Annotated in this window: 13 protein-coding genes and 4 pseudogenes; 3 read left to right on the forward strand and 14 right to left on the reverse strand. The window is 68.4% G+C overall.

From position 1 onward, the window contains the following. The first annotated feature begins 452 nt into the window (after positions 1-452). Positions 453-995, forward strand: coding sequence for a GNAT family N-acetyltransferase (locus ACFV9O_RS14265; protein WP_385416912.1), 543 nt, complete (start codon positions 453-455; stop codon positions 993-995). 15 nt (positions 996-1010) lie between these two features. On the opposite strand, the pseudogene ACFV9O_RS14270 reads toward ACFV9O_RS14265, so the two are convergent. The 13 genes and pseudogenes from ACFV9O_RS14270 to ACFV9O_RS14330 form a co-directional block, all read right to left on the reverse strand. Then, positions 1011-1226, reverse strand: a pseudogene (locus ACFV9O_RS14270) (IS5/IS1182 family transposase); the annotation flags it as partial. A gap of 233 nt (positions 1227-1459) precedes the next feature. Continuing rightward, a complete protein-coding gene (locus ACFV9O_RS14275) occupies positions 1460-2071 on the reverse strand; it encodes a histidine kinase (protein WP_385416915.1) in 612 nt (203 codons plus the stop codon). Between the two features lie 399 nt (positions 2072-2470). Then, the gene (locus tag ACFV9O_RS14280) at positions 2471-3178 is read right to left on the reverse strand and encodes a hypothetical protein (protein ID WP_385416917.1); all 708 of its coding nucleotides are present in this window, start codon (positions 3176-3178) and stop codon (positions 2471-2473) included. A gap of 4 nt (positions 3179-3182) precedes the next feature. Further along, the gene (locus ACFV9O_RS14285; RefSeq protein WP_385416919.1) at positions 3183-3803 is read right to left on the reverse strand and encodes a hypothetical protein; all 621 of its coding nucleotides are present in this window, start codon (positions 3801-3803) and stop codon (positions 3183-3185) included. 16 nt (positions 3804-3819) lie between these two features. Beyond that, positions 3820-4002 (reverse strand): hypothetical protein, encoded by a 183-nt coding sequence (locus ACFV9O_RS14290; protein WP_385416922.1) that lies wholly within the window; start codon positions 4000-4002, stop codon positions 3820-3822. Continuing rightward, positions 3984-4472, reverse strand: a pseudogene (locus ACFV9O_RS14295) (MFS transporter); the annotation flags it as partial. The gene ACFV9O_RS14290 and the pseudogene ACFV9O_RS14295, both read right to left, overlap by 19 nt. A gap of 218 nt (positions 4473-4690) precedes the next feature. After that, entirely contained in the window at positions 4691-5764 is a 1074-nt protein-coding gene (locus ACFV9O_RS14300; RefSeq protein ID WP_385416925.1) for a tetratricopeptide repeat protein, read from the reverse strand. Continuing rightward, on the reverse strand, positions 5761-6930 hold the full coding sequence (locus tag ACFV9O_RS14305; protein WP_385416927.1) for a DUF4331 family protein: 1170 nt from the start codon (positions 6928-6930) through the stop codon (positions 5761-5763). The genes ACFV9O_RS14300 and ACFV9O_RS14305 overlap by 4 nt, the downstream gene beginning before the upstream one ends. Positions 6931-7301: 371 nt before the next feature. Next, positions 7302-7472 carry a hypothetical protein gene (locus ACFV9O_RS14310; RefSeq protein ID WP_385416930.1) on the reverse strand — a complete coding sequence of 57 codons (171 nt, stop codon included), beginning with the start codon at positions 7470-7472 and terminating at the stop codon, positions 7302-7304. A gap of 266 nt (positions 7473-7738) precedes the next feature. Continuing rightward, on the reverse strand, positions 7739-8326 hold the full coding sequence (locus ACFV9O_RS14315; protein ID WP_385416933.1) for a TetR/AcrR family transcriptional regulator: 588 nt from the start codon (positions 8324-8326) through the stop codon (positions 7739-7741). Positions 8327-8548: 222 nt separating this feature from the next. Further along, positions 8549-10060: an MFS transporter gene (locus ACFV9O_RS14320; RefSeq protein WP_385416935.1), complete on the reverse strand. Its 1512-nt coding sequence runs from the start codon at positions 10058-10060 to the stop codon at positions 8549-8551. 67 nt (positions 10061-10127) lie between these two features. Continuing rightward, positions 10128-10493, reverse strand: a pseudogene (locus tag ACFV9O_RS14325) (NAD(P)/FAD-dependent oxidoreductase); the annotation flags it as partial. 53 nt (positions 10494-10546) lie between these two features. Beyond that, a complete protein-coding gene (locus tag ACFV9O_RS14330; RefSeq protein ID WP_385416938.1) occupies positions 10547-10861 on the reverse strand; it encodes a hypothetical protein in 315 nt (104 codons plus the stop codon). A gap of 654 nt (positions 10862-11515) precedes the next feature. On the opposite strand from ACFV9O_RS14330, the gene ACFV9O_RS14335 reads away from it, so the two are divergent. Both ACFV9O_RS14335 and ACFV9O_RS14340 read left to right on the forward strand, forming a co-directional pair. Further along, positions 11516-11938 (forward strand): hypothetical protein, encoded by a 423-nt coding sequence (locus ACFV9O_RS14335; RefSeq protein WP_385416941.1) that lies wholly within the window; start codon positions 11516-11518, stop codon positions 11936-11938. Between the two features lie 407 nt (positions 11939-12345). After that, a pseudogene (locus tag ACFV9O_RS14340) lies at positions 12346-12477 on the forward strand (HoxN/HupN/NixA family nickel/cobalt transporter); the annotation flags it as partial. Positions 12478-12787: 310 nt separating this feature from the next. On the opposite strand, the gene ACFV9O_RS14345 reads toward ACFV9O_RS14340, so the two are convergent. Beyond that, entirely contained in the window at positions 12788-13405 is a 618-nt protein-coding gene (locus tag ACFV9O_RS14345) for a malonic semialdehyde reductase (protein WP_385417163.1), read from the reverse strand. Positions 13406-13566 lie beyond the last annotated feature (161 nt).

The raw sequence follows: 13566 nt of genomic DNA on the forward strand, positions 1-13566 counted from the left end.
CACCGCCACCGACAACGACTGACGAACCACCGAGGCCGCACAATGGCTCACGATTGAACCGTTCGAACTGGTCCCAAATTCAGCCGTTGCCGACATGGGCTACCGCTTGGAGTGCAACCCCAGGCCGGTTCGTAGCAGCGATGGTGGCGCTGCTTCGGTGCGGTGACTGCTGGTTCGAAGTTGCCGGGAGAGGGTCATGCGGGGTTTCCTGCGCAGGGACGGAGCTGCGTGGGGCGTGGCGATGCAGGGCGCGTAGCAGGAGAGGCCAACTGCCGCCAGCAAGAGCCAGAAGGTCAGCGGCGGGAGCAGGTTCTGGACCGGGAGTCTGGGGACTGTCCGGCGGATCTTCTGGGGCCCAGCGACGCGCTTCCAGGCCCTGGGGGCCTGGGAGGTGCCAATGCAGTTGCCTTATTGGTTTGCCGTCGGCGAGCCCGGCCGGATAGGAAGTTTGCATGCTAAGGGGCAGCAAGGCCGGGCTCAGGGCCCGGCACGAGGACGACATCCCGATCCTGCGGGCAGAGCTCTACGACGACGTGGTCAACTCCTCGCGGGCCGAAGGCCGGCCGTGGCGGCCGATCACGCCCGGCTCGCAGGACTCGCGGCTCGTGGTGGACGACAAGGAGCAAGGGCACGTCCCGTTCTCTGTGGTGGAGCTGGCCGGCGGCACGCTGGTCGGCACCGCGGTGCTGTCGAACATCGACAACCACAACCGGTCCGCGCACATCGGCCTTGGACTGCTGCCGTCCTCTCGCGGCAAGGGCTACGGCACCGACGTGGTCGGGGTGCTGTGCCACTACGGTTTCGTCGTGCGCGGCTTGCAGCGGCTGCAGATCGAGACGCTGTCGGACAACGCAACGATGCTGCGCTCAGCCGAGCGCAACGGCTTCGTCCGCGAGGGCGTGCTGCGCTCCTCGGCCTGGGTGATGGGCGAGTTTCTTGACGAAGTGCTGCTCGGGCTCCTCGTCCAGGACTGGCAGCCGGACTCGAAGGGCTAGGGTCTGCCCGGAGGATCATGGGCGGAGCCATAAGAGGATCGCTGCGACGGTGATTGTTCCGTGGAAGACGTAGGCCCGCTTGTCGAACCTCGTGGCCACGGCCCGGGAGTTCTTCAACGCGTGGGTCGTTCGCTCGACTTCAATCCTTCGCTTGTACATCGTCTTGTCGAAGCCTGCGGGGCGGCCGCCCTTGCTGCCCCTTCGTTGTCGGTTGGCCCGCTCGTTCGCCGGAGAACCCGACGGTCGGTCCCTCTTCGGCCACCTCAACATCTCTGACTTGATCTGCCCAGTAAGCCATCCAGCCCCGCCACCGCCGCCCCTTCTCCGATGGAGTCACGGAGATCTGTCGCTGGTACGGGGACGCTGGCCAGACACCGACTGGTGTCGCAACGCGGCAATCACCCGAACAGCAACAGGGCCCGGGTCCGCGACCTGGGCCCTGCCTGTGATGACGTGTGAGCGAGTCAGGCGGCAGGGCGTTGGAGCCGCTGCTTGAGCGCCTTCCCGCGCGCCTCCATCGTGGCTTCCAGCTGGGCCTTCTTCTCCTCCCGGCGCGCCTTGGCGGCCTCGCGTTCCGCTGCCGACTCCGCCTCGCGGACCGCCTTGACCTCGGCTCGCACCCGCTCGGCCGGCCTGCGCTCAAGCACCGCACCGAATCGCATGGCGAACACGTCGATCGCTGCCGTGTCGCGCTCGGCGACCTCAGCAACCAGCACCGTGCTGCCCGCGCTGACCTCGTCGGCCACCAGGGCCACCAGGCCGGAACCCTCCGTCGCCCGCCGCCAGTCGGCGCCGCCGCCCACCAGGGCGCCGGTGCCCCAGCCCAGCACCACGCCAAGCGGTCCACCCAGCAGGCCCACCACCGAACCGACCAGCCCGCCGACCAGCGTGCCCTCTCCCGCCCTGGCGTCCACGCCCTCCGGAATCCGCACCGTCCCGTCCTCCTGGCGCTCGACGAGCATCGCGCCACGGACCTCCACGGTCGGGCCGCCCAGCCGCCGCAGCTCACTGAGCGCCTGGTAGGCGGAGGCCTGTTCGGTGAAGCGGAAGACGACGATGTTCTCGGTCCTGGTCATTGCCACTCCTCAACTGCTCATAGGTCCTGCAATCGGCGGGAGTCCCCGTCTGTGAGACATTATGTATCGGAGATGCTCTGTGAGTCAAGCCGTCTCATAGATGTCGAGTGACGTCGTCGGCGGCCCCGCGCCGCCGCTAAGGCAAGGAAGCAGGCGTCCGCTGAGCCAGGCCAAGGTGGACCCCCGTCGCAGCAGGGCGGCCGCAGCAGAACTCCTGGGCGCGTGCCTGGGGCGGTCACCCACGCCGCGCTCGCCGAACGCTCCGGCGACGGCCGGGCCACGGTCTACCGCCACCGGCCGCAGCATCTCCTTGGCGGCCACAGTCCGACCGGCTCCGACGGCAGTGGGCGGGGGGCCGACACATTCGCCATGGCGAAGCCCGGGGACAGTCTTCCCGCTCTAGAGATTCGTGCCGGTGTTGCCCTCGTCGTTCGAAGAGTCTCGCCGCTCGGTCTCGCCCTTGGCAGAAGGGCCCTTCTCCTGCCCCTCCAACAGCTCCAGGAGCGCAGCGTCTGCCTTTTTCTGGTCTTCCTTCGTCAGTTCGAGAGGTGCGTTGTTGTAGACGGTGTACCGGTCGGGATAAATGATGTTGGTGGTCCTCAAGGTGAACGTCAGAAGCGAGCGCCACCCCTTGCGGTGGCCAACCCTCACTTGGATTCGGACCTTGTAGTCGCGGGCCTCCGGAACAAACCCAGAAAACGGTGCCTCGAACTCGATGAAGAGTTGTTGCGCTTCTCTGCCGGCCACGACGAATCCGGCCGGCAGCTTGGGTTCCTCGTCCGGCCCGGGTTGGAGACGGGATGGTGAAGACGTCCACAGGAGTGGCAGATGAGAGGCGGGCTCATCGGGGAAGCTCAGCCTGAGATCCTGCACGACTATCGGCTTGGCACCGGTGTTGTGAAGGACGAGCGGAAGCCGCAGGCGAACCATGGATCCGTGGCAAATCGCCGCAAAGGAATGAGGCTCCCACGACTCCAGGCGCCCCTGTCTGGCGTTGAGCCACCAGAATGAGGCGACGGTGAAGACCAGTGCACTGACCGACACAACGCTGGCGGCAGAAAGCGATGAGAACGTGTTCTGATCAGCAGCGGCCATCAGCGGAAACACAAATTCAGTGTGCCAGCCTCAGGGTGGGCACGCTAACAGGACTCGGTGACGAGGGGCCCTTGAGCGACCCGGCCTCTCGACGAGCGGGAGCTGGGCCGCCTTCATCCTTCGGCGAGAAGTGCGCCGGCAAAGCGTCCAAGTCGACGTGCCCGGGCTCGGCCTCCCTGGGCACCGCGGCCTCCGTTTCCTGCAGGAAAGTCTTGATCTCCTGCGTCCAGGCTTGGAGCAAGGCCGTACCAGCCGGCGGCTTGAGAAAGACGTACGAGTCACAGCGGTCATGCTCATCGGTGGCCATCTCGAACGTCCCTCGCCAGCCGGGCCGTCGGTTTTCCATCCTCGTGCCCGGAGGAGACGCAAGCACCGCCGATGCTTCTCTGCTGTCCCACCCCCACGAGTGCATCTGTGTGCCGAAGGGCAAGGGGTGGTCGGATTCGGCGGTGAGGGCCGGGACCGTCACGAGGACGGGAGTTTCCGGGTCTGCGTCCAGCAGCAGGTCGGGAATCTGCCGGCCCAGGCCGCGCAGGTCGGCGACGGCCTGGGCCGGGTCGGTCGGCTTCAAGGACCGCAGGTCGATGCCGGTGATGTTGCCGACGCCGCCTCGGGCTGCCCGGATGGCCACGGTCACCGCGAGGAGCCGGGCATCAGGTGAGGACAGCGGCCCGCGGCCACGTACGGCAGCAGCGTGGGGGCTGCCGCGCCCTTGCTGCGTCGTCGCCGGTGGCCAGGGCCGACAGTTCCTTGCGCAGCTCCGTGAGCTCTTGCCGGTGTTCGTGGCCGACGACGGCCTGGGCGGCGTGAGTGTCCTTCAGGCCGTCGAAGGGCACCGCCGGCCGGTGACCGGCCGTGACGCCGTCATCATGCCGGGTCTGCCCCCTTCGGCCCGCTCGGCCCTTTCCGGGCGGTGGGGCAGCAGGGCCACCGTCAGGGCTGGTACGGCGGCGAGGACCAGCCAGCGCACGGCGGTCGGGAGGCACAGGTCGAGCAGCGACCCGATGGCTGAGCTGCCGATGAGGACGATCAGGCCGGAGACCGAGGACAGCGCGCCGGTGTAGAGGCCGATGCGGCCGTCATCGGCGAGGTCGTGCACCCAGGCGCGGGCCGGGACGACCAGCATCTGACCGAGAGTGAGCAGCACGACGTGACCGGCAGCGGGCAGGAGCCCGGCGATGCCCGTCCGGTCGGCCGGGCGCGCGGCGGCGACGACCGCGAAACCGGCCGCGACGAGCAGCAGCCCAGCAGCCATGGAACGGCGAAGGTCGAGCCAGTCGCCCGCCCAGCGAGTGACCTTGAGCTTTCTCGAGTAGTGGCTGCGGGTTCCTAGGGCTGTAGCTGTCCGTGGAACCACAAAGGGCTGAGGGGCGCTGCGAGGGGTCGGGGGACGAGGGCATCAGCCGGTAAGAGGCCGAGCCACGTTCGCCCCTGGCGGGCTGGTGCGGGGTCGGCCGAACGGCATGCCGATCCGTCCGGCCGACCCCGTCGGTGCCCCATATCGACGGCATCGCCGCTCGGCGGCTATGGGGCAGTCCGTGCGACCCGGTTCTGCGCGAGGACAGCGCGCTGGAACAGGGCATGGGCTCGGGCTGTCTGGCGGAATGTGAGGTTCTGCAGCGCCAGTTGGAGCCCCCGTTCGGCATCGGCCCCCACGGTGAGCCAGAAGTCGGCCGCGTGGTCGGCGTAGGCCTCGGGGTGACGCAGCACCAGTTCGTCGTAACCGGCTGCCGCGCGCTCGCGCCACCGGTCCGCCTCCTGGAAGCTGCCGCCCGCGTGCAACGCGGCCGCGAGGTGGGCTGCATACTCGGGGTCGTCGCTGCTCTGCGTGAGGGGACGCAGGAGAGCGACGGCGGCCTGAGGGTCTCCGCGCAGCAGCTCGACCTCGGCCAGGTGGCCCAGTGCCGGCGCGTAGTCGGGCACCCGGCGCCGGGCGGCCTCGTAGCACGCACGGGCTGCATCGAGATCTCCCTCGCGGTGCCACATCACACCGCGCCGGAAGTCCAGCTGCGCGAGCGGAAACGGCGAGGTCCCCTGATAGTGGCGTCGCGCCTTGCCGAACAGTTGCTCCGCCTCGGTGACCTCCCCGCGCTCCGCCTGGAGTACGGCGAGCGCGCCGAGCGTCGTGAAGTCGCTCTGCCGCTCCGCCGCTTTGCGAATCAGGGCCATGGCATCCGCGTAGCAGCAGAGGGCCTGCAGGACGACGGCTCGTTCCGCGTCCAGTGTGGCCTCGTCCGCGCCGCTCCGGCCCGCCGCGCCGAGGTCGGCAACGGCCTCGGCGAAGCGGTGCAGGGTCGCCCGCGTCCTGGCGCGGGCGAGCAGGGCCGTGCCGTCCTCGGGTGCGACGTGCACGAGCTGTTCGGCGAGTTCCGCGGCCCGCTCGTAGTCGGCGACGCGTCCCAGGATGTGGCCTCGGAGGTTGAGGAGATCGATCAGGGCCGCCCCTTGCGCCACCGCCGACGGAGGCCCCGGTGTCTCCCCCGTACCCGCACGGCTGAACCGTACGGCCAGGCCGTCGATCTGCCCGTGCAGATTCGTTACGGCGATGGTGCCGCTCGTCGTGACCGGCTCCCACTCCTGGGGAGACGCCCCGGTCATGCCGCTTCCTCGCGGGGAGGCAGCTGCGCGGCCAGACGGGCCCCCAGGTCCGGCGGGGTCGGGTTGGGAGCGTTCAGGTAGGGGAAGCTGCGGGTGGCCGGCTGAGTCGGCTGGTCGACGCCGTCGCTGATGCGCTCGCCGTCGATGCCGCCCACGAGCAGCGTGAAGAGGGTGTCCACGATGTCGTCGTTGAGCGACCGGCCACCGCAGGTCGTGTGCGGGCGGCCGGCGAGCAGGGCGGTCTCGATCTCGAAACAGCCGTCCTCGGAGAAGGGCTTGGACAGGTCGACGACGAGGAAGTCGGCCAGCAGCAGTTCGGTCAGCGGATGAGTACCCTGCTCGTCCAGCGGCCAAGCGGTCTTGCCGTCCAGGCCGTCGTAGAAGGCCAGGTTGGCATTGAGCCGTGCGCGGTAGGCGCCCGCATAGTCGGGCCGCATGCTGAAGGCGTCCTCCTCGTTGAAGAGGTCGCGGATCTCCAGATCGCTGTTGACGGTGTCGAACTTCTTGGGCGACATGACCACGTTCTTGATCTCCGGCCGGCCCATGCGCTCCAGCCGCACCGGGCGTCCACCGGAAGTCACCGTCTCGCCGACGACCGCAACCAGCGAGCCGGCGGCCGGGCCGAGCACCGCGGCGTCGACTTCGAGCACGATGCTCAGCACGTTCAGGCCCTCCAGAACGTTGCCGGCATCAGACCTGAAGCCCAGCTTCTCCGTCGCCTCGGTGACCATCACTCCCACGAAGTCAATGAAGAACGGGTCGAGCCGCGACCCGGCGAAGATCTTCAGTCCCTCGGCCTCGGTGGGCACCTCGTTGCCGACCTGGAAGGCCACCTGGCGGCCGCCGGGCGCCCGGCACGTGCCCATCTGCACCGTGGTGTCCGTGCCGCCAAGCTGCTGGGGGGCGTCGAAGCTGAAGTCGAAGACGTACTCGTCCTGGCCGACATGGAACACCGCAGCGGCGCCCTCGCTCCCGGGCGTGACCGGCCGGACGCGGAAACGGTATGTGATCGCATCGGAGAACAGGGCCGTAGGGGCCGAGGCCGGGAACGTGTTGAGGACGAGCACCAGGTTCCCCGGCCGCTCCGGGCTGGGGAAGGCATACACGTCGGCGATGTCGGACGCAGGGTCGGCGATGACACGCGGCCCGGAGAAGTGGTCAGCCATGAGAGACGCTCCTTGTCGTGTTGATCGTGAGAGATGTCAGGTGTCGAGGTCGGCGATCCAGCGCAGCGCCGACAGTCCGGGCATGAAGCAGTACTCGCCACCCGGTTGACGACCGGCGGCAGGCCCTTGAAGCGGCGGCGGATCGGCTGGCGCGGGACAGTGAATCCGCCGTCGTCGTTCACGCCGATCAGCGGGTCCTTCTCCGCGGGCGCCCCGATGAACTTGCCGTCGTTCACCCACTGCCGCTGGACGAACTCGAACTGCCGGTCCAGGTGCGCTCCGACAAAGGCGAACATGATGCCGCGGTCGGCGCCGTCGTCCTCCAGCACTCCCTTGGGCAGCGGCGGGTGGCGCTCCCTCCGGGGTGTGGGTCAGCTGGCGGCCTGGGCGGGCAGCTGCTTGAGGGCCGGGTGCTGGGGGGCCTCCTCGGCGGCGGGGTCGTCCAGGACCTCCTGGAAGGCGGCGTTGATCCGGCGGGCCTTGGCGCGGATAGTTGCGAGATCCGCCTTTTCGCGCCCGGCATGTGAGACAGATTGACTCACAGAGAGACTATGGGTCAACTTGTCCCAGAGGGACCTACGTCACACCGGTTTGGCTTCAAAGGTGTGCAGTGATCGGATCGGCGGCGCCCGCACCGGACTGCGAGCCGATCGGTTCGTGCCGACAGGTTCGGCCGACTACTGCTGAAGCGGTCGGGGACCCCAGAGGTGACAAGATCCTCGCAGCTCCACATGGGTGCGAAGGGCTGCCACCTTGATCAGACCTGGCCGAACGGCGGACAACCAGCCACGCCGGGGACTCAACGACGCTAGGACCAGCCCCGCATAGCGGCATCCACGACGGCGTCCACGGTGTCACGCCCCAGGCGGTTCCCGGCGAGAAAGCGCTCGAAGAACAGGGGCCCCGCGGTAGCCATGGCAAAGGTCTCGGGGGTGACGTCGGACCGGAGCTGGCCGCGCTCCACAGCCGCGGCAACAGCCGGACGCAGGGCATCGGCGATCTGGTTCAGCAGCGAATCCCGGAGGCGGCGCATGCCTTCGTCATGCCGTGAGCCGCCGAGGACCGCAGCAAGGACGGCACCTGCTTGCTCGTCGTCCCACCGCTCGGCAAGCGCGCTCAGGCAGTGAACGAGCTCCGCTCGCGGATCGCCGCCCGAAGCGACCCGAAGCTCCTCAGGCATCGGAGGCAGAGGCGGCATGCCGGCTTCCAACGCGGCCAGGCGGAGGTCGAGAAGGTTGGGCCAGTGCCGATAGACGGTGGCTCTGCCAACGCCGGCACGGGCGGCAACCGTTTGATGTGTCACGGCCTCCAGCCCGCCTTCCGTGAGCAACGCGGTGGCCGCCGAAACCATGGCGTCACGACTACGCAGCAGACGCGGATCGGTTCTGTCTTCCACCTCTCCGTTCCCTTCTGTGAGACAACACGGCTTGCAGTTCATTATGGGACAGTATGTCTCATAGAGGGAGGGGGGCAGCCACAGAGAGTCTGCACCACTCTCCCGGGGCTGCCCGTCAAAGGTGCCCTGACACTTCCCTCTTTGATTGCTCGCGCACGGCAGCTGTCGCAGCAGGTGACTGCAACACGGCCTGCGCCCCTCTCGGACAGACCCGTTCATTGGTCACATGTGAACGACAGGTGCGGCGTTCTCGTCCTGCTGGGGCACACCACGGCGGTAGAGCAGGGCGGTCACGCCCAGGCCGATGACGAAGGTGGCCGCCGACCACCAGTAGGCGATGGAGTAGCCCTCGAGGCCGGCCAGGGCCAGGACGCCGGGATCCTTGGGGTTGCGGTCCGAGAGGTAGTCGGTGACGGCTTCGGAGGCCATCGTGCTGAGCAGGGCGACGCCGATGGACCCGCCGACCTGCTGGACGGTGTTGACGGCGGCGGACGCGGCTCCGGCGTCGGCCGCGGCCACGCCGGAGGTGGCCAGGCTTATCGCGGGCGCGATGACCGTGCCCAGCCCGACGCCGACCAGCACCAGCTGTGGCAGTACCTGCGTCACGTATCCGCTGTTCAGGTCCAGCGTGGTCATCCAGACCAGGCCGGCGGCCGCAATGGCCATGCCCAGTGGTACCACCGGCTTGGGTCCTATGCGCGGCACCAGGACGTTGTTGGCCACGGCGGAGGCGGACGACGATGCCACGATCATGGGCAGGAAGGCGAAGCCGGTCTTCAGGGCGCTGTAACCGAGGCTCTGCTGCAGGTAGTAGGTCAGGAACAGGAACACGCCGAACATGCCCGCGCCAGTGACGAAGAGGGTGGCGAAGGAGGCGCCGCGGTTACGGTCCAGCACGACCCGCAGGGGCAGCAGCGGATATGCCGCCCTGCTCTGCCGCCAGACGAAGAGGGCCACCAGTACGGCACCGGCCGCCAGCATGCCCCAGGTCGCCACCGAACCCCAGCCTTGCGTCTCGGCGTTCGAGAAACCGTAGACCAGGCAGAACAGGCCGGCGGAGACCAGCAGGGTGCCGGGGACGTCGAGCTTCGAGGACGTGTCCCGCGGGGTGCGGTGCAGCAGGGCTGCGCCACCGACGAACGCCACCACCGCGAACACCACGTTGACGTACATGGTCCAGCGCCAGTCCAGGTACTCGGTCAGCACCCCGCCGAGGATCAGGCCGATGGCTCCACCCGCACCGGCGACCGACCCTGCGACGGTGAAGGCCTTCGCCCGCTCGCGCGGATCGGTGAAGGTGGTCATCAGGAGCGACAGCGCGGACGGGGCCAGCAGGGCAGCGAACAGGCCCTGGATCGCGCGCGCGGTGACGAGCATGCCGAGACCGTTCGCCGCGCCTCCCAGTATGGAAGCGGCCGCGAAGCCGGTCAGACCCACCAGGAAGGTCACCTTCCGCCCGACAAGGTCTGCGACCCGGCCGCCGAGCAGCAGCAGGCTGCCGAAGGCCAGCGCGTAGGCGGTGACCACCCACTGCCGGTCTGCGTCCGAGAAGCCCAGGTCGCGCTGGGCGGACGGCAGGGCGATGTTCACGATGGTGCCGTCGAGGACGCCCATCAGTTGAGCGAGGGAAATGACCATCAGAATCCACCAGCGGCGCTGGTGTGACGGATCGACAGGCAGATTCTCAGGTGCGGCCTCAGCGCCGCGAGCGGCGGCGACGGTGTTCTGTGACATGGGGACAGCCCTCCAGGCAGCGGATGGGGGGTATGGCGGAAGAGAGGGACAAGAACGGGCGGAGAGATCAGGTACGGCTGCTGCGGGACGGTGTGGCCGCCTCGGTGAACGGGTCGCGCGGGTGCTCCAGTTCGATGAGGACGACGGTTTCCTGCTTCAGGAGGGAGGCCAGGATCCAGTCCACGAACACGCGTCTCTTGCGGTTCAGCGTCGGCATACGGCTGCCGTGGTAAAGGCGGTGGAACCACCACGCCGGGCGGGCCCTTGAGTCTGATCCTGTCGAAGAGGATCGCGACGCCCTTGTGGAGGCCGAGGCCGGCCACCGGTTGTCGCCCGCGGCCCACACGTGGTCGAGGCCCCTGACCTGGAGGGTGGGCAGGGTGTCGACGTGGCCACCCGGGCCGAGCGGCAGGCCGAAGTGGGCCAAGGCGGGGCGGTCAAAGTCCCCGGAGGGGGTGGGGGTGGCGCCCCCGTCCGGGGTGTGGGTCAGCTGGCAGCCTGGGCGAGCAGCGGCTTGAGGGCCGGGTGCTGGAGGGCCTCCTCGGTGGCGGGGTCGTCCAGGACCTCCTGGAAGGCGGCGTTGATCCGGTGGGCCTTGGCGATCTCCGGCATCGTCAGGGAGCCGAAGGTGGTGGCCCACAGCAGGCGCGTGCCGTTGTCGACGATCACGTGGCGGGAGTCACGCAGACCGGTCTTGATGGTGGCGGCCATGTCGCCCTTCTGCAGGGCCTCGACCATCCGCCGGCAGGCCGCCGCCACCTCCTGCTCGTGCCCCGGCTTGACGTGGAAGTACGTGGCCATCTCGGAGACGACTCCGTCGGTGTTGCCCTTGGCCGCCCTTCTTCGCGGTCGTAGCGGTCATGGTTTCCTCCATAGAGACCTTGTGCGCGAATGCGGTGGTATTGGCGATATCTGCGAATAGTCCCGAGATCTACCTTTTCGCGCCCCGCATGTGAGACAGATTGACTCACAGAGAGACCATGGGTCAACTTGCCTCAGAGGGGCCTGCGTCACACCGGCTCCTTCAGTTCGCATACGGCCGCGGGAGCAGGCAGCTCCGGCGTTCGCGAGTCGACCTCGGCCCGTCGGCCGCGGACGGCATCAGCAGAGTGTCCCGACGGCCGCACGGCCGTCGATCCGCCGCAAGCCACATCTTGGCTGCTCAGCAGGCCGGCGCGCCCAGGCCGCGACCGGATCCGGTGAGCTGCGCCTCAGCGCCGCGAACCCCGAGTTGGACATTTCCGGACAATCCCTGATATCACTGTACTTCCATACGACGTATGGAACGCAGAAGGAGTGCCGCCCGAATCGGCGGCCTCTGTTTCGACTGGTGGCCGCCGGCTGTGCCCTCACAAGGGGTGCTCGCCGATGCGGCTTCGACATAGATGGCGCACCGCACTACCCGCATAAGCAATCGCTGGGTTTGCGGCCGACGCCAACACGAAGGGGATAACCATGAGGAAGCTCACGAAGCGCATGTCTCTCGCTGCCGCCTCCGCCGCGGTCGCGGGTGGAGCCGTGCTCGGCGCCGCGGGCACCGCCTCGGCCGCGGTTCCTGAGTCTGCGCACGTGCAGCGCCCGACCGTCGGCGTCAAGGCCGACGACTACCGCGGCGACCGTGTGGCCTACCGGCACAACTCCGAGGCGGACTACCGCTGGGACGGATACCGCACCCGACACCACAGCGACTGCAACACCGACTCGGTCCGGTACGACCGTCGTGGTCACTTCTACTACTGGGGTGACAAGGACTGCGGCTGGAAGCACGACAGCTCCTACCGCTACGACTGGGACCGGAACGACCGCGACTCGAACCGTTACGATCACGACCGCGACTCGAACCGGTACGACCACGACCGGCGCCGCGACAACCGGTGAGACAGGCGCCGCTGGCACGGGTGGGCTCAGACCGTGCACATCGCCGGTGATACCCGATGGCGGCAGGGAGGCGGCCGCTGATTCAGGGATCAGCGACTCCTGACCGCGCCCGGGCGGCAGGCAGGAGGGGGCTCAACGGCACCCTCCTGCCTGCACTCGTCGTGACCTCTGCGATTTTGCCGGTGCCGTGCGACGCCGGGCCCTGCAGTCTCTCCACCGCCTCGTCGCGTACTGCCCCCCGGCCTCACTCTGAGCCGCGGCTTGTGTGCGTCAACTGGCGCCAGATTTCCGCACCTTGGCGCACCGCCACCCCCAAACTCGTGCGACGAGATCGAGACGACGAACGGCTGCTGCGCAGCGAGAGCCGCGCACCTCTGATCACGTTCTTTTCAATAGTGAGGGAAGACCTCGCCGACATCTGGAAGGTGTTGCGGCAGATGTGCTCCGGCCACTTCGACGAGGCCGCGCTGGAGCAGCAGCTCAACAACCGCGGCGTCATCAACCGTCTGCTGGGACGCGTGATGAAGTCGATCACCAGGACGCGCTGATCACCGGCACCGCCGAGCTTATGGGCCTGCTCAACAGCCGGGCTGCGCCCCGCCGAGCAGCAGTCCGACTGACAGCGGGTGATGTGTGAGCTCGGCTGGAGGGCGTCCCTTCCGGCACGCAAGCAGCGCATCTACGAAACAGGTGCGGCCGAGCGCAGGTGGGGTGAAAAGTGGGCGCCGGTACTCAGGAGAGCACCGGCGCCCACGGCAAAACACCTCTCGCCTCTACGCCGACCGCGCTCGGGTGCTCGGACTCCGGATCCCGATCCCGATCCCGCGCAACCAGGCGGCGGCAATGCCGTCATGCCCAGGCGACGGCGTCCTCGACGGGCACGCGGGGCAGCCGCGGGAACCACGGGTCGGCACCGGGGTGACCGATGTTGACCACCAGATGCGAACGCCAGCTGGTACCGGCGAAGAACTCCTCGTCCACGCCGGCCCGGTCGAAGCCCGCCATGGGACCGGCCGCCAGCCCCGCTGCGCGCACGGCGAGCAGGAAGACCCCGGTCTGCAATGCCGAGTTGTAGGCCGCGAGGCTCTCGCGCTTCTCCGCCAGGTCGGCGAACGCCGCTCGCAGCATGTCGCCGCGGGCCGGGAAGACTGTCGGCATCTGTTCGTGGAAGTCGACGTCGTACGCCAGGATCGCCACGGCCGGTGCACTGAGCGTCTTGGCCCTGTTGCCCTCGTCGAGATGCCGGACCAGTCGCTCCTTGCCCTCGCGGGTGCGCACGAAGAGCACACGCAGCGGCTGACCGTTGGCGGCGCTCGGTGACCAGCGGGCGAGTTCCCAGATCATGGCGAGTTCGTCGTCGGCAACGGCCACCTCGGCAAAGGTGTTCGCGGTGCGGGCCTCGGTGAACAGCACCTTTCGCCCGGCGTCGTCAAGGACATCGAGGGCCTGCGGTTCGCGGTCGGTCATGCTCATGGTTTCTCTCTTACTTCGGTTGTGCGGATGGTGCGGTGGGGGGGGGGGGGGGGGGGGCCCGAAACCCACCCTGGGGGAGGGGGGTTTTTGGGCCTGGAGGGGGGCAAAAGAACGAAACTGCCCACTGGGTTTTTTGCGCCCCCAAACCCCGCCTG

This window comes from Streptomyces sp. NPDC059909 (assembly GCF_042730885.1).
Classification (GTDB): Bacteria; Actinomycetota; Actinomycetes; order Streptomycetales; family Streptomycetaceae; genus Streptomyces.

Bases quoted from the DNA above. Each gene is read 5' to 3' on its own strand.
- ACFV9O_RS14305 (WP_385416927.1), bottom strand. From the start codon at position 6,930: ATGGCTGACCACTTCTCCGGGCCGCGTGTCATCGCCGACCCTGCGTCC.
- ACFV9O_RS14275 (WP_385416915.1), bottom strand. From the start codon at position 2,071: ATGACCAGGACCGAGAACATCGTCGTCTTCCGCTTCACCGAACAGGCC.
- ACFV9O_RS14300 (WP_385416925.1), bottom strand. From the start codon at position 5,764: ATGACCGGGGCGTCTCCCCAGGAGTGGGAGCCGGTCACGACGAGCGGC.
- ACFV9O_RS14345 (WP_385417163.1), bottom strand. From the start codon at position 13,405: ATGACCGACCGCGAACCGCAGGCCCTCGATGTCCTTGACGACGCCGGG.
- ACFV9O_RS14330 (WP_385416938.1), bottom strand. From the start codon at position 10,861: ATGGCCACGTACTTCCACGTCAAGCCGGGGCACGAGCAGGAGGTGGCG.
- ACFV9O_RS14265 (WP_385416912.1), top strand. From the start codon at position 453: ATGCTAAGGGGCAGCAAGGCCGGGCTCAGGGCCCGGCACGAGGACGAC.
- ACFV9O_RS14320 (WP_385416935.1), bottom strand. From the start codon at position 10,060: ATGTCACAGAACACCGTCGCCGCCGCTCGCGGCGCTGAGGCCGCACCT.
- ACFV9O_RS14335 (WP_385416941.1), top strand. From the start codon at position 11,516: ATGAGGAAGCTCACGAAGCGCATGTCTCTCGCTGCCGCCTCCGCCGCG.